Source organism: Serratia sp. NA_13, from assembly GCF_052691735.1.
The window spans coordinates 1-14313 of record NZ_JBQZFV010000023.1; the positions used below are offsets into that span (position 1 = coordinate 1).

Sequence of the window (14313 nt, forward strand, 5' to 3'; positions counted from 1 at the left end):
ATGAAGACATTACTAACATCGCGGTGTGTTAATCAACGGGGAGCAGGTCACCATCTTTAAATTCCCTATTACGATGATTTCGTAAAACTATCACATTACTTATGTGTTTAGTATTAGTGCAATCACGTTTTTTACGAGAAATAATCGATAACGAAATTTGTACGTTTTTCAATCCGTTTTGCAGAAGTTTTGCAGAAGAATTTTTTGAGAGGGGAAAAACTAAGGGGGCCGAAGCCCCCGTTAACATTTTCAGCAATGCTGAAAATTACATATGCTTAACGATAGCGTCGCCAAACTCTGAACATTTCAGCAGCTTAGCGCCTTCCATCAGGCGTTCGAAGTCATAGGTCACGGTCTTGGCAGCGATTGCACCTTCAGTGCCCTTAACGATCAGATCAGCCGCTTCGAACCAGCCCATGTGACGCAGCATCATTTCTGCAGACAGGATGATGGAACCTGGGTTCACTTTATCCTGACCGGCATACTTAGGTGCAGTGCCGTGGGTCGCTTCGAACAGTGCGCAATCGGAACCGATGTTGGCACCCGGTGCGATACCGATACCGCCAACCTGTGCGGCCAGGGCGTCGGAGATATAGTCACCGTTCAGGTTCATACAAGCAATTACGTCGTATTCAGCCGGACGCAGCAGGATTTGCTGCAGGAAGGCGTCGGCGATCACGTCTTTAACCACGATCTCTTTACCGGTGTTCGGGTTCTTGATTTTCAGCCATGGGCCGCCGTCGATCAGCTCACCGCCGAACTCTTCACGCGCCAGTTCGTAGCCCCAATCCTTGAAGGCACCTTCGGTGAACTTCATGATGTTGCCTTTGTGAACCAGAGTCACAGAGTCACGGTCGTTGGTGATTGCGTATTCGATCGCTGCACGAACCAGACGTTTGGTCCCTTCTTCAGAGCATGGCTTCACGCCGATACCGCATTGCTCTGGGAAGCGGATTTTCTTCACGCCCATTTCGTCGCGCAGGAACTTGATCACTTTGTCTGCTTCAGCAGAACCGGCTTTCCACTCGATACCCGCATAGATGTCTTCGGCGTTTTCGCGGAAGATCACCATGTCGGTCAGCTCTGGCTGTTTAACCGGGCTTGGGGTGCCCTGGTAGTAACGCACCGGACGCAGACACACGTATAGGTCCAGTTGCTGGCGCAGGGCCACGTTCAGGGAGCGAATACCGCCACCGACTGGGGTAGTCAGCGGGCCTTTAATGGCAACGCGGTAGTCACGGATCAGATCCAGGGTTTCTTCCGGCAGCCACACGTCTTTCCCGTAAACGTGAGTGGATTTTTCGCCGGTGTAGATTTCCATCCAGGAGATTTTACGTTCGCCGTGGTAGGCTTTTTTTACTGCTGCATCAACCACGTGAATCATAGCAGGGGTAACGTCGACGCCAATGCCGTCGCCTTCAATAAACGGAATGATCGGGTTATTCGGAACAACCAGTTTACCCTGGGCATCGACCGTAATCTTTTTACCTTCTGCCGGAACAACTACTTTGCTTTCCATCAACCTCTCCTTCAAGCGCAATTTTTGTTAATGCTTTGTAAGATGCGTGTAGATACTACTGGAATTTTCTGTCCGCGCCAATCCGAAACGGATTCAGCTATAATGCGCCTATCATCCGTAATCTCAACTGTTATGAAAAAATTCCCTGTTAGAAATCACAAAGTTAAACGATTCAGCCCGCCTGCTTCCGCCAAACCTGCTATCGCGCAGGGGCCGCGTCGCGTGGTGTTATTCAACAAGCCCTTCGATGTGCTGCCGCAATTTACCGATGAGGCCGGCCGCACCACGCTGAAAGAATTCATTCCTTTTCCTGATGTTTACGCCGCCGGGCGACTGGATCGCGACAGCGAAGGATTATTGGTGTTAACCAATGACGGCAAGCTGCAGGCGCAGCTCACGGAGCCGGGTAAACGCACCGGCAAAGTGTATTACGTGCAGGTAGAAGGCGCGCCCCAGGACAGCGATTTAGTCGCTTTACGCAACGGCGTCACGCTCAAGGATGGCCCGACCCTGCCGGCCGGCGTGGAGTTGGTCGCCGAACCGCAATGGCTGTGGCCGCGCAATCCGCCGATCCGCGAACGCAAGTCGATCCCCACGGCCTGGCTGAAAGTCACTCTGTATGAGGGAAGAAACCGCCAGGTACGTCGCATGACTGCACATATCGGCTTCCCTACCCTGCGACTGATTCGCTACAGTATGGGTAATATGTCATTGGGGGAACTGCAACCCGGTGAATGGAAATGCCTTGATTCACTTTAGTCCGCCCGTCAATCCTTCGCTGTAAGGGGCCTCCATGTTTAAACCGCACGTAACCGTTGCCTGCGTAGTTCACGCCGCCGGCAAGTTTTTAATCGTCGAAGAGACCATTAACAGCAAGGCACTCTGGAACCAGCCGGCCGGCCATCTCGAGTCCGATGAAACGCTGGTACAAGCCGCAGAACGCGAGCTGTGGGAAGAAACCGGCATTCGCGCCACGCCGCAGTCGTTCCTCAAGCTGCACCAGTGGATCGCACCGGACAACACGCCGTTCCTGCGCTTTTGCTTTGTCATTGAGCTGGAGCAGCAATTGCCGACCGAGCCGCACGACAGTGACATCGACCGTTGTTTGTGGCTGAGCGCCGAAGAGATTTTGCAGGCGCCCAACCTGCGCTCCGCTCTGGTCGCCGAAAGCATTCGTTGTTATCAGCAGCCGGAACGCTACCCGCTGTCGCTGGTCAGCAGCTATAACTGGCCGTTCTGAGGTGAATAAGTGCCGTGCGCCGACGAAGGCAACGTGGTAAAATCCTGCGCTTGTTTTTTATCAGCACGGTTAGTGTTCAAGTTCGCGAGATCCCCATGTCAGACAACAGCCAGAAAAAAGTAATCGTCGGTATGTCCGGCGGCGTCGACTCTTCCGTTACTGCCTATCTGTTACAGCAACAGGGCTATCAGGTCGCTGGGCTGTTTATGAAGAATTGGGAAGAAGACGACGATGAAGAGTACTGCTCCGCAGCGACCGATCTGGCCGATGCACAAGCGGTATGCGACAAACTCGGCATCGAACTGCACACGGTGAATTTCGCGGCAGAGTACTGGGACAACGTGTTTGAACTGTTCCTGGAAGAGTACAAGGCCGGCCGCACGCCGAACCCGGACATCCTGTGCAATAAAGAAATCAAATTCAAAGCCTTCCTGGAATTCGCCGCAGAAGATCTGGGGGCAGATTTTATCGCCACCGGCCACTACGTGCGTCGCCAGGACGTTGACGGCAAAAGCCGTCTGCTGCGCGGTGTCGACGGCAACAAAGACCAGAGCTATTTCCTCTACACCCTGAGCCACGAGCAGGTCGCACAAAGCCTGTTCCCTGTCGGTGAACTGGAAAAACCAGAGGTGCGCCGCATCGCTGAACAGCTTGAACTGGTGACCGCCAAGAAAAAAGACTCCACCGGTATCTGCTTTATCGGCGAACGCAAATTCCGCGACTTCCTCGGCCGTTATCTGCCAGCACAACCCGGCCCGATTGTTAGCGTCGACGGCCAAACCGTCGGTGAACACCAGGGTCTGATGTACCACACCCTGGGCCAGCGCAAAGGGCTGGGTATCGGCGGCATGAAAGACAGCAGCGAAGATCCATGGTACGTGGTGGACAAAGACGTCGCCAACAACGTGCTGGTGGTCGCGCAGGGGCATGAGCATCCGCGCCTGATGTCCGTCGGGCTGATCGCGCAGCAACTGCATTGGGTCGATCGCCTGCCGCTGAGTGGGCCGTTCCGCTGTACGGTGAAAACCCGTTATCGCCAGCAGGATATTCCCTGCACCGTCACCCCGCTTGACGAACAACGCATTGAAGTGCGTTTCGACGAGCCGGTCGCCGCCGTCACCCCAGGTCAGTCAGCCGTGTTCTACCTGGATGAAATCTGCCTCGGCGGCGGCATTATCGAACAGCGTTTACAGGAGTAATCGTGGCGAAGAACTATTATGACATTACGCTGGCGATGGCCGGGATCAGCCAGACTGCGCGTCTGGTCCAGCAGTTGGCGCACGAAGGCCAATGCGAGCGCGAGGCATTTCATACCTCGCTGAGCAGCCTGCTGCAGATGGATCCTCCTTCCACGCTGGCGGTGTTCGGCGGTGAAGAACGCAATTTGAAAATGGGCCTTGAGACGCTGATGGGCGTGCTCAATGCCAACAATAAAGGCCTGGCTGCAGAACTGACCCGCTACACCATCAGCCTGATGGTGCTGGAGCGTAAACTCAACGCCAACAAACAGGCGATGAACCAGCTTGGCGAACGTCTCGGCCAGCTTGAACGTCAACTGGCACATTTTGATCTGGAATCAGACACCATTATCAGCGCGCTGGCCGGCATCTATGTCGACGTCGTCAGCCCACTCGGGCCACGCATTCAGGTGACAGGTTCACCGGCTATCCTGCAAAACCCGCAGGTGCAGGCCAAGGTTCGCGCCGCACTGCTGGCAGGCATCCGTGCCGCTGTGCTGTGGCAACAGGTTGGCGGTAGCCGCCTGCAGTTAATGTTTTCCCGTAATCGTCTGTTCAAACAGGCGCAAAATATCGTTGCTCATTGTTAATAGATCCCAGGAGTTGCTACCGATGGAATTATCCTCACTGACCGCCGTTTCCCCCGTTGATGGACGCTACGGTGATAAAGTCAGCGCACTGCGCACCATTTTCAGCGAGTACGGTCTGCTGAAATTCCGTGTGCAGGTTGAAGTACGTTGGCTGCAAAAACTGGCCGCCTGCGCAGAAATCAAGGAAGTTCCGGCTTTTGACGCCGACGCAAACGCTTTCCTCGATAAGATCGTCGCAGAGTTCAGTGAAGAAGACGCGCAACGCATCAAGACTATCGAACGCACTACCAACCACGACGTGAAAGCGGTTGAGTATTTCCTGAAGGAAAAAGTGGAAACGGTCCCTGCCCTGCAGGCGGTATCCGAGTTTATCCACTTTGCCTGTACCTCCGAAGACATCAACAACCTGTCGCACGCGCTGATGCTGCAAACGGCACGTCAGGATGTGGTGCTGCCGTACTGGCGTAAAATCATCGATTCGATCAAGGGCCTGGCGCTGGAATACCGCGATATTCCGCTGCTGTCTCGTACCCATGGCCAACCGGCCACCCCGTCCACCGTCGGTAAAGAATTTGCCAACGTCGCCTACCGCATGGAGCGTCAGTTCCGTCAGCTTGAGCGCGTGGAAATCATGGGCAAAATCAACGGCGCGGTCGGCAACTATAACGCCCACATCGTCGCTTACCCTGAAGTGGACTGGCATCTGTTCAGCGAAGAGTTTGTTACCTCGCTGGGCATTATCTGGAACCCGTACACCACTCAGATCGAACCGCACGACTATATCGCCGAGCTGTTTGACTGCGTAACGCGTTTCAACACCATCCTGATCGACTTCGACCGTGATATCTGGGGTTATATCGCCCTGAATCACTTCAAGCAGAAAACCATCGCCGGTGAAATCGGTTCTTCTACCATGCCGCACAAGGTTAACCCAATCGACTTCGAAAACTCCGAAGGCAACCTGGGTCTGTCAAACGCGGTACTGGGCCATCTGGCCAGCAAACTGCCGGTGTCCCGCTGGCAGCGCGACCTGACAGACTCCACCGTGCTGCGTAATCTGGGCGTTGGCCTGGGTTATGCGCTGATCGCCTACCAGGCGACCATGAAAGGCATCAGCAAGCTGGAAGTGAACCAGACACACCTGCTGGATGAACTGGATCACAACTGGGAAGTGTTGGCCGAGCCAATCCAGACCGTCATGCGCCGTTATGGCATCGAAAAGCCGTACGAGAAGCTGAAAGAGCTGACTCGCGGCAAGCGTGTGGATGCTGCCGGTATGCAGACGTTTATCGATAGCCTGGCACTGCCGGAAGAAGAGAAAACGCGTCTGAAAGCCATGACCCCGGCTAATTACATTGGCCGCGCGGCGACCATGGTCGATGAATTGAAGTAATCGCCCTACAGTAAAAACAGCAAGACGGCCATTTGGCCTAATACCAATCAGTTAAGCATATTGTATGAATAAAAATTCATATTTATGCTTAGAGGAAAACGAAAGAATCGGGCTTACAACCTGGTATCTCTCCTGCTAAGGCCCGAATTATCGGGCCTCATTCTCTTAACTGACAAGCATTAGGCCATTTGGCCGCCTTTTTTATCCCATTAAATCCTGCAGCCGTTTTTTCTGCCGCCCTTGTTGGTCAAAGTTGTCGGCGTTCAGCCATTGCTCAAACCCGACCCTGATTGTCGGCCAGCGGTCAGCGGTGATGGCAAACCAGTCGGTATCACGACTGCGGCCCTTGGTGATCAGCGCATACCTGAAAGTGCCCTCATGGTTGAAGCCGAATCTCGCCGCCGCCCGTTTGGAGGGCGCGTTATGACTGTCGCACTTCCATTCACAGCGGCGATAACCCAAGTCCTCAAACAGGTGCCGCAGCATCAGATAAATCGCTTCGGTGGCGCTCGAGCACTGCTTCATCACGGGTGACCAACTGACATGGCCAATCTCTGCCACGCCGTTACCTTCGTCGATACGCATGTAGGCAACCGTCCCGACCGGACTCTGGCTTGCGCGGTCAAACACCGTCAGGTTCACCAACGTGGGGTTCGCCTGCAAGGTTGTCAGATGCTGCAGCATGGCAGCAAGATTCTCCGGCCGTTCTATCGATAAATAGGTCCAGTCGCGGCCATCGGGTGCCTGCTGGAAAGCCCTGAACAACGCGGCATGATCGCGCTGAGGCTCAAGCGATTCCAGGCGACAAAAGCGCCCGTCAAGCGTCTCGCCACCGGGCCGCTTCGCCGCCTGCCAATCGGCTAATGGCTCACCCACCGGCTGGCCGAATTGATTGAGCACCATAAAGTCTCCGCAACCTGCCGTTAACGTTGGTAAATAATAAACGAAGTTCTTTTACCTATTTTATCGTACAGCGAACGGGCCGGAGCATTATATTCCTGCGTCGCCCAATAAACCCGCTCACTGCCTTTTTCATTCGCCAAGCGATAGGCCTGATCAAATAATTTTTCAGACACTTTCTTGCCGCGTGCCGCGGGTGAAACATAGAGATCTTCAATATAACAATAGCCAACAGAACTCCAGGTTGAAGGGTGGAATATCAGGTTCATCAATCCCAACAGCTTGCCGCCTTTATCTTCCGCCACCAGACCATAAACCTGCGACTCTACACATAGACGTTCGAAGGTATGATCGGTAACCTCTGCCGAAATATCCGCACGATAAAAATGAAGATATCCCTGCCAAAGATCCAACCATTGTGATTTATCATCGTTTTGTATTCTGCGTACTACTACTTCAGGGTTTACTGGATGCATGGTGCCTCACGGGTTTTTCCAAGAAAAGTAACGTAATTCCAACAGGGTACACCGGCCAACGCAGCCTGAAAACAGACCAATTAATAACAACGAGCAGACCAATTTTAGCGACCTGACTGCTTTTAGCCCGGTACAGGTAACGAATCAAAAATGCATGATAACTTTTTGATAAAATTTACAATCTCGTCGGGGGCATAGGCAGCAAAGCCAAATACCAACGCCCCTTCACTTGGGGTGTGAGTATAAAAATCAATCAAACCGTAGACCCTCATGTCCTGCGCAGCGGCGGCCTGAATCAACCACCGCTCGGTAGCCGCGTCCTGCAACGGGCAAACCAATTGCAGCCCGCCCTGCGGTAACCGTGGTTGAGTCCAGGCGGCAAGGTACTGATGCACCGCCGCATGCAAAATCTCCAGCCGGGCCTGATATATCTTGCGCATATTCCTTAAATGTTCGGCATAGAAATCTTCATTGATAAATTTAAATAACGTCATTTGCGGCAGGGCCGAAGTATATCCATCCTGGAATTGTTTGGCGGCCACCATGGGTTTAATTAGCTGCGGTGGAACAATCAGAAAACCAATGCGTAATCCTGGGAACAGGGTCTTGCTAAAGGTACCGATATATAAGGTTCGTTGATGTTGATCCAGCCCCTGCAACGCAGCGGTAGTCAGGCCGTTATAATTGAATTCGGAATCGTAATCATCTTCGAGGATCCAGGCCTTTTCACGCTGCGCCCATGCCAACAGTTTTAATCTTCGTTCAATACTGAGTGAGTATCCCAGCGGATAATGGTGGGACGGTGTAATATAAACGCCCCGTCCGCCCTCTTCGGTATTTATTAACGCATCAATATCCATGCCACAGGGATCCACCTCAATCGGCTGGGCGATTAATCCCGCAGACTGAACCAGTTTTTTCGCGCCCTGGTAACCCGGTTCTTCCACAAACACCCGGTCGCCGGGATTAAACAGCACCTGAGTACATAGCGAGAGCGCCTGCTGGGAACTGGTCACCACAATCACCTGTTCCGTGCCGGCTTTAACCCCTCTTTCACGCCGCAGATACTCGATGATTTCCTCTCTCAACTCCACCAGCCCCTGAGGATCGGCATAACCCAACAGGCGCTCCGCCCCCTGTCGCACCGCCTGCTTTTCCAGTTGCAACCAGCTATCGATGGGGAACAGACGCAAATCGGGCAGTGAGGGGGTCAACGAGCCGTTGCGGCGGGTATGCGGAGCATGAGCGGCAATCAGCAAGGAGCGACCATGCGCACTCAGCTCACGCTCCACCAACAGGGCCTGGTCAGGGTTGTCAGTGGCCAGCAGTTCACGACCGATCAGGGTGTCTTGCTGGTAGCTGACAAAGCTACCGCGCCCCACGGCACGGGCAATATAGCCCTCCGCTTCCAGTTGGGCATAGGTCTGTTCGACGGTATCGCGTGAAACCCCCAATCGAGCCGCCAGAACCCGGCTGGGCGGCAGCTTTGCCAGGTAGCTCAGTTCGCCCGTCGTTACCTGCTGTTTGATTGTCAGATGCAGCGCAGCCTTACGCGTCATTCCTTGTCGTAAATGCTGAATAAAGCTTGCCTGTATCGCATCTGGCGAAACGCCCTGCTGGCTGTCACCGCTGTGTTTCATGCTATTCCGACTCAGAGATCTTCCATACCGCTGGAGGATAAACCAGCGCTGGAGATGTTGGTTAATTGAGCTATATCAATCTGGTTGTGAACAAAATGTTTTGAAAAAGATCATGCATTATTTCATTCAGAGCGCCAACCCTAAACCAATGCACGCTTTGCCATCCGAGGTGAGGCTGCACACCACCCTAAATGAAAAATACGCTGCCAAGTGGATCCCAGAAGACATGACGCTGCAGGACTACCCGCTGAGCTATCAGGAGCTGGAACCCTACTTCGACAAGTTCGAAAAGGTCTGCAGCACTGCAGGTAAATCCGCTGCTGCAGAATAGGGGATCGGTCAAAATTTTGCTAAACAGCAACGTCAGTCAACCGGGTGCTCAGACCTATCTGGATAACTGATGCACCGGCGGTCACCGCCGCTCAGGTGCAGTAAATACGCAAAAACAGCCTCACCAAACCAGATCATCCTTAAAACCGGCCAGGAGCCCAGCCGATTGGGCTCCTGTCTTTTTCTCACATATCCTCTCGTTTAAGTTTGGTTTAACTTCTCATGGGAATTGTTTATCCAACGTTTATTGGACGTTGTCGATAATGGCCGCGCACCAAAAATCGATAGCGCTTATTTCCTGCCAAGGCTCTGCGTCCCTTGCGGGAAATGCCGGTTATACCTACCATAACGTCAATATCACGATCCGATGGCCAAGGTTATTGCACGCTATCCCTCACACGCTGCCGAGCGTGTTACCTTTACAGCGTGGGTGACAGGATGTTCACCCGCAGATCTACAGGAGTCCGCCATGCGAGTACTGGTTGTTGAAGATAATGGTTTATTGCGCCACCACCTCTCCGTACAGATGCGTGAAATGGGCCACCAGGTTGATGCGGCAGAAGATGCCAAGGAAGCCGATTACTTCCTGCAGGAGCACGCGCCGGACATCGCGATTGTCGATCTCGGCCTGCCGGGTGAAGACGGCCTGAGCCTGATCCGCCGCTGGCGCGCCCACCAAATGAAATTACCGATCCTTGTGCTGACCGCCCGTGAAAGCTGGCAAGACAAGGTGGCTGTGCTTGAAGCCGGTGCCGATGACTACGTCACCAAGCCGTTTCATTTGGAAGAAGTGATTGCCCGTATGCAGGCATTAATGCGCCGTAACAGCGGCCTGGCTTCCCAGGTGATCGTCTTGCCGCCGTTCCAGATCGACCTTTCACGCCGTGAACTGAGCGTCAACGAACAGCAAATCAAACTAACCGCGTTTGAATACACCATCATCGAAACCTTAATCCGCAACGCCGGTAAAGTGGTCAGTAAAGACTCGCTGATGTTGCAGCTGTATCCGGATGCCGAACTGCGCGAAAGCCACACCATCGACGTACTGATGGGGCGTTTGCGTAAAAAGGTGCAGGCCGAATATCCACAGGAAGTGATCACCACGGTTCGTGGCCAGGGCTATCGTTTTGATGCAAAGTGAACATGATGTTCAACAAAAATAAAAAGCCTTTTTCCCTACGGGCTCGCTTTTTGATGGCTACCGCCGGGGTAATCCTGGCGCTGTCGCTATCCTATGGCCTGGTTGCGGTAGTGGGCTATATCGTCAGCTTCGACAAGACCGCCTTCCGCCTGCTGCGCGGTGAAAGCAATCTGTTCTTCAGCCTGGCCCAATGGAAAGACAACAAGCTCACCATCGCCATTCCGCCCGATATCGATCTCAACTTCCCTACTCTGGTGTTTATTTACGACGCTAAGGGCAAGCTGCTGTGGAGCCAGCGTCAGGTACCTGAACTGGAAAAACGGATCAACAAAGAATGGCTGGAAGAGTCCGGTTTCTACGAAATTGATACCGATACCCGTATCAGTAGCGAAGTCCTGGGTAACAACCCCAAGGCGCAGGATCAGCTCAAAGACTATGACGACAACGACCAGAATGCGCTGACCCACTCCGTGGCGGTCAATACCTATGCGGCGACCGCAAGATTGCCAGCGCTACGCATCGTGGTGGTCGACACTATCCCGCAAGAACTTCAGCGTTCAGATGTAGTCTGGGAATGGTTCAGCTATGTGTTGCTGGCCAACCTGCTGTTGGTGGTACCCCTGCTGTGGCTGGCGGCCTATTGGAGCCTGCGACCGATCCAGGCGTTGGTGAATCAAGTCGGCGAGCTGGAAAACGGTGAACGGGAACAGCTCGACGAGAATCCCCCCAGCGAACTCCGCGGGCTGGTACGCAACTTGAATATTCTGGTTCGCAACGAACGCCAGCGCTATACCAAATACCGCACCACACTTTCCGATCTGACCCACAGTCTGAAAACCCCGTTGGCGGTACTGCAAACCACATTGCGCTCACTGCGCACCGGTAAGCAAACCACCATCGAGGAAGCCGAGCCGATCATGCTGGACCAGATCAGCCGTATCTCGCAGCAAATCGGCTACTACCTGCACCGCGCCAGCATCAACTCCGGGCAAACGGTGCTGACTCGCGAGATCCATTCGGTACCGGCCCTGCTGGACAGCCTGACGGTGGCACTGAACAAGGTATATCAGCGCAAAGGCGTGGTGATCACGCTGGATATCTCGCCGGAAGTGACCTTTATGGGCGAAAAAAACGACTTTATGGAAGTGATGGGTAACGTACTGGAAAATGCCTGTAAGTACTGCCTGGAATTCGTTGAAATCACCTCCCTCCACTCCGATAAATTTCTCACCATCGTCATCGATGATGACGGCCCTGGCATTCCGGAAAGCAAACGCGAGTTGATCTTCCAGCGCGGCCAGCGGGTAGATACATTGCGCCCCGGTCAGGGTTTGGGATTATCGGTAGCGGCAGAGATTATCGAGCAGTACGACGGTTCCATTACCATCAGTGACAGTCCGCTGGGCGGTGCACGTATGCAGGTCACTTTCGCTCGCCAGCACGACTCCCACCATAACGAGTAAATTCTGTTGCTCAGGCCCCGATCCACGGGGCCAAACTTCCGTTATAATCGCACTCAGGCTCACTCCTCTATCCTGGAATAGAACATGGATTATCAATTAGATCTGGACTGGAACGATTTTTTGCAACGCTATTGGCAAAAGCGTCCGGTGATTCTGAAGCGTGGCTTCAAAAACTTTATCGATCCGATCTCCCCGGATGAGCTGGCTGGGCTGGCGATGGAAAACGAAGTGGACAGCCGTTTGGTTAGCCACCAGGACGGCCGCTGGCAGGTTGCTCACGGCCCATTTGAGAGTTTTGACCACCTGAGCGAGAACAACTGGTCGCTGCTGGTGCAGGCAGTCGATCACTGGCATGAGCCTTCCAGCGCGCTGATGCGCCCGTTCCGTCAACTGCCGGACTGGCGGATGGACGATCTGATGATTTCGTTCTCGGTGCCGGGCGGCGGCGTTGGCCCACATTTCGATCAGTATGACGTGTTTATCATTCAGGGTACCGGCCGCCGTCGCTGGCGCGTAGGCGAAAAAGTGCCGATGAAACAGCACTGCCCACACCCGGACCTGCTGCAGGTTGAACCTTTCGACGCCATTATCGATGAAGAAATGGAACCGGGCGATATTCTGTATATTCCGCCAGGCTTCCCACATGAAGGCTACGCGCTGGAAAACGCGCTGAATTACTCGGTGGGCTTCCGGGCACCGAACGGGCGTGAACTGATCAGCGGCTTTGCCGACCACGTACTGGCACGCGAACTGGGCAGCAAACGTTACAGCGATCCGGACATTCAGTTGCGTGAACATCCGGCGCAAGTGCTACCGCAGGAAGTCGACGCTCTGCGCCAAATGATGCTGGATCTGGTTGAGCAACCGGAACACTTCCAACAATGGTTCGGCGAGTTTATCTCCCAGACCCGCCACGAGCTGGATGCCGCGCCGCCGGAGCCGCCTTACCAGGCCGGCGAAATCTACGAACTGCTCCAGCAGGGCGAGCCATTACAACGTCTGGGTGGCCTGCGCGTACTGCGCGTTGGTGACCAGTGCTTTGTGAACGGCGAACTGATGGATACCGAGCATCTGCAGGCTGTCGATGCCATGTGCCAGAACTTCAGCGTTAATGCTAGCCAGTTGGGTGACGCGGTGGACGATCCGTCGTTCCTGGCGCTGCTGACCGCACTGATCAATAACGGCTACTGGTATTTTAAAGACTGAAGCTGATGCGCTTCTAATAAAGCCACCCGCCCCCAGGCGAGTGGCTTTTTTTATACTCGCAGCGCCCTGGTCTGGTAACCGTCCAGTTCGTCGTCCGGCATGCCCGCCTGTTTGGCTGCCACACAGATCTGCTGCCAGGTATTGGTATCAATCGGGATCCCCTGCTGCAAGCGTTGCTCGCGATTCGCTTCTTCCCACTCCCCCGGCACCTCAATCGGCCGTCCGTCACTTGGCGGTGAGGCTTTCACCCAGTCAATAAACGCCTCAGCCTCACTTTGCATCTCAGGTGCCGCAAAGGCCGCAGGGTTGAGGATAATGGTGGTCATGCAGTTGAAGATGGCGTCGCTGTTGGATTTCAGCGTAGCACTGTGGGTCGTTCGCCCGCCCGACAGTGCGCCGCCGAGGATCTCGCACAGGGCGGCCAGCGCATAACCTTTATGTGCACCAAAGGGCAGCAACGAACCAAACGGCTGCTCGTGCATCACCTTGGGTTCGAGAGTCGGTTGTCCATGCTGGTCAATCAGATAGCCCGGTGCAACGCTCAGACCTTTGTTGTAGGCGACGCGGGTTTTTCCAAAAGCAATGCCACTGGTGGCGAAATCCAGCAGCAGCGGCTTTTTACCGGTGCGCGGGAAAATAACGCAGAAGGGGTTGGTACCAAAGCGACGATCGCTGCCGCCAAAGGGTGCCACCATAGGGTCGCCCACGACATTGACGAAGTGAATGGAGATAAAACCGGCGCGAGCACACTGTTCAGCCCAGTGGCCAATGCGGCCGATGTGATGCGAATTGTTTAATGCCACCGCCGCCAGCCCCAGTTGCCTGGCTCGTTCGATGCCTTTATCCATCGCCTCACTGGCGACCACCTGACCGAAACCCTGACCACCGTCAATCGTCAGGACCGCACCGGCGTCGCGCACGACCTGGGCGTGAACATTAAGCTGTAAATGCCCCTGCGCCAACGATGCCATATAGCTCGGGATCATGCCGACGCCGTGGGAGTCGTGTCCGGCCAGATTGGCCTGAACCAGATGTTCGGCCACTAGCCCGGCCTCTCGCTCACTACTGCCGGCATGGCGCCAAATGGCCTGCACAAACTGCTCAAGACACTGGCGATCGATACGGTGCTCGGTACTGCTCATGATACGGCTCCTTGTGCTGGAAATATATCCTACAC

14 protein-coding genes are annotated in these 14313 nt (G+C 54.3%); 9 read left to right on the forward strand and 5 right to left on the reverse strand.

What is annotated here, in order from left to right; all coding sequences use genetic code 11:
• Positions 1 to 265: 265 nt before the first annotated feature.
• The gene (gene icd, locus ACUTSU_RS21660; protein ID WP_112362581.1) at positions 266 to 1519 is read right to left on the reverse strand and encodes an NADP-dependent isocitrate dehydrogenase; all 1254 of its coding nucleotides are present in this window, start codon (positions 1517 to 1519) and stop codon (positions 266 to 268) included.
• 132 nt (positions 1520 to 1651) lie between these two features.
• On the opposite strand from icd, the gene rluE reads away from it, so the two are divergent.
• The 5 genes from rluE to purB all read left to right on the forward strand — a co-directional run bounded on the left by rluE (position 1652) and on the right by purB (position 5980).
• A complete protein-coding gene (rluE, locus tag ACUTSU_RS21665; protein WP_445650951.1) occupies positions 1652 to 2278 on the forward strand; it encodes a 23S rRNA pseudouridine(2457) synthase RluE in 627 nt (208 codons plus the stop codon).
• A 34-nt stretch (positions 2279 to 2312) separates the two neighbouring features.
• On the forward strand, positions 2313 to 2759 hold the full coding sequence (locus ACUTSU_RS21670) for an NUDIX hydrolase (RefSeq protein WP_445650950.1): 447 nt from the start codon (positions 2313 to 2315) through the stop codon (positions 2757 to 2759).
• 95 nt (positions 2760 to 2854) lie between these two features.
• The gene (gene mnmA, locus ACUTSU_RS21675; RefSeq protein WP_445650949.1) at positions 2855 to 3958 is read left to right on the forward strand and encodes a tRNA 2-thiouridine(34) synthase MnmA; all 1104 of its coding nucleotides are present in this window, start codon (positions 2855 to 2857) and stop codon (positions 3956 to 3958) included.
• Between the two features lie 2 nt (positions 3959 to 3960).
• Positions 3961 to 4587 (forward strand): high frequency lysogenization protein HflD, encoded by a 627-nt coding sequence (gene hflD, locus ACUTSU_RS21680; RefSeq protein ID WP_261098648.1) that lies wholly within the window; start codon positions 3961 to 3963, stop codon positions 4585 to 4587.
• A 22-nt stretch (positions 4588 to 4609) separates the two neighbouring features.
• The gene (gene purB, locus ACUTSU_RS21685) at positions 4610 to 5980 is read left to right on the forward strand and encodes an adenylosuccinate lyase (RefSeq protein WP_445650948.1); all 1371 of its coding nucleotides are present in this window, start codon (positions 4610 to 4612) and stop codon (positions 5978 to 5980) included.
• A gap of 201 nt (positions 5981 to 6181) precedes the next feature.
• On the opposite strand, the gene ACUTSU_RS21690 is transcribed toward purB, so the two are convergent.
• The 3 genes from ACUTSU_RS21690 to pdxR all read right to left on the reverse strand — a co-directional run bounded on the left by ACUTSU_RS21690 (position 6182) and on the right by pdxR (position 8996).
• Entirely contained in the window at positions 6182 to 6883 is a 702-nt protein-coding gene (locus ACUTSU_RS21690) for a GNAT family N-acetyltransferase (RefSeq protein ID WP_445654712.1), read from the reverse strand.
• 20 nt (positions 6884 to 6903) lie between these two features.
• Positions 6904 to 7356, reverse strand: coding sequence for a GNAT family N-acetyltransferase (locus ACUTSU_RS21695; RefSeq protein WP_445654713.1), 453 nt, complete (start codon positions 7354 to 7356; stop codon positions 6904 to 6906).
• 122 nt (positions 7357 to 7478) lie between these two features.
• The gene (gene pdxR / locus ACUTSU_RS21700) at positions 7479 to 8996 is read right to left on the reverse strand and encodes a MocR-like pyridoxine biosynthesis transcription factor PdxR (RefSeq protein WP_445654714.1); all 1518 of its coding nucleotides are present in this window, start codon (positions 8994 to 8996) and stop codon (positions 7479 to 7481) included.
• A 112-nt stretch (positions 8997 to 9108) separates the two neighbouring features.
• On the opposite strand from pdxR, the gene ACUTSU_RS21705 reads away from it, so the two are divergent.
• The 4 genes from ACUTSU_RS21705 (at position 9109) to ACUTSU_RS21720 (ending at position 13136) form a co-directional block, all read left to right on the forward strand.
• On the forward strand, positions 9109 to 9327 hold the full coding sequence (locus ACUTSU_RS21705) for a hypothetical protein (RefSeq protein WP_445654720.1): 219 nt from the start codon (positions 9109 to 9111) through the stop codon (positions 9325 to 9327).
• Between the two features lie 468 nt (positions 9328 to 9795).
• Positions 9796 to 10467: a two-component system response regulator PhoP gene (gene phoP, locus ACUTSU_RS21710; RefSeq protein ID WP_012006437.1), complete on the forward strand. Its 672-nt coding sequence runs from the start codon at positions 9796 to 9798 to the stop codon at positions 10465 to 10467.
• A gap of 5 nt (positions 10468 to 10472) precedes the next feature.
• On the forward strand, positions 10473 to 11930 hold the full coding sequence (gene phoQ, locus ACUTSU_RS21715; protein ID WP_445651147.1) for a two-component system sensor histidine kinase PhoQ: 1458 nt from the start codon (positions 10473 to 10475) through the stop codon (positions 11928 to 11930).
• An 84-nt stretch (positions 11931 to 12014) separates the two neighbouring features.
• A complete protein-coding gene (locus tag ACUTSU_RS21720) occupies positions 12015 to 13136 on the forward strand; it encodes a ribosomal protein uL16 3-hydroxylase (RefSeq protein WP_261106878.1) in 1122 nt (373 codons plus the stop codon).
• Positions 13137 to 13186: 50 nt separating this feature from the next.
• Here the strand turns inward: ACUTSU_RS21720 and ACUTSU_RS21725 are convergent, their stop codons facing one another.
• Positions 13187 to 14278: a malate/lactate/ureidoglycolate dehydrogenase gene (locus ACUTSU_RS21725; protein WP_445654715.1), complete on the reverse strand. Its 1092-nt coding sequence runs from the start codon at positions 14276 to 14278 to the stop codon at positions 13187 to 13189.
• Positions 14279 to 14313: the final 35 nt, after the last annotated feature.

Coding starts and splice junctions, on each gene's coding strand:
- mnmA (WP_445650949.1), top strand. CDS start 2,855: ATGTCAGACAACAGCCAGAAAAAAGTAATCGTCGGTATGTCCGGCGGC.
- ACUTSU_RS21690 (WP_445654712.1), bottom strand. CDS start 6,883: ATGGTGCTCAATCAATTCGGCCAGCCGGTGGGTGAGCCATTAGCCGAT.
- phoP (WP_012006437.1), top strand. CDS start 9,796: ATGCGAGTACTGGTTGTTGAAGATAATGGTTTATTGCGCCACCACCTC.
- rluE (WP_445650951.1), top strand. CDS start 1,652: ATGAAAAAATTCCCTGTTAGAAATCACAAAGTTAAACGATTCAGCCCG.
- purB (WP_445650948.1), top strand. CDS start 4,610: ATGGAATTATCCTCACTGACCGCCGTTTCCCCCGTTGATGGACGCTAC.
- ACUTSU_RS21720 (WP_261106878.1), top strand. CDS start 12,015: ATGGATTATCAATTAGATCTGGACTGGAACGATTTTTTGCAACGCTAT.
- ACUTSU_RS21670 (WP_445650950.1), top strand. CDS start 2,313: ATGTTTAAACCGCACGTAACCGTTGCCTGCGTAGTTCACGCCGCCGGC.
- ACUTSU_RS21725 (WP_445654715.1), bottom strand. CDS start 14,278: ATGAGCAGTACCGAGCACCGTATCGATCGCCAGTGTCTTGAGCAGTTT.
- icd (WP_112362581.1), bottom strand. CDS start 1,519: ATGGAAAGCAAAGTAGTTGTTCCGGCAGAAGGTAAAAAGATTACGGTC.
- ACUTSU_RS21695 (WP_445654713.1), bottom strand. CDS start 7,356: ATGCATCCAGTAAACCCTGAAGTAGTAGTACGCAGAATACAAAACGAT.
- pdxR (WP_445654714.1), bottom strand. CDS start 8,996: ATGAAACACAGCGGTGACAGCCAGCAGGGCGTTTCGCCAGATGCGATA.
- ACUTSU_RS21705 (WP_445654720.1), top strand. CDS start 9,109: ATGCATTATTTCATTCAGAGCGCCAACCCTAAACCAATGCACGCTTTG.
- phoQ (WP_445651147.1), top strand. CDS start 10,473: ATGTTCAACAAAAATAAAAAGCCTTTTTCCCTACGGGCTCGCTTTTTG.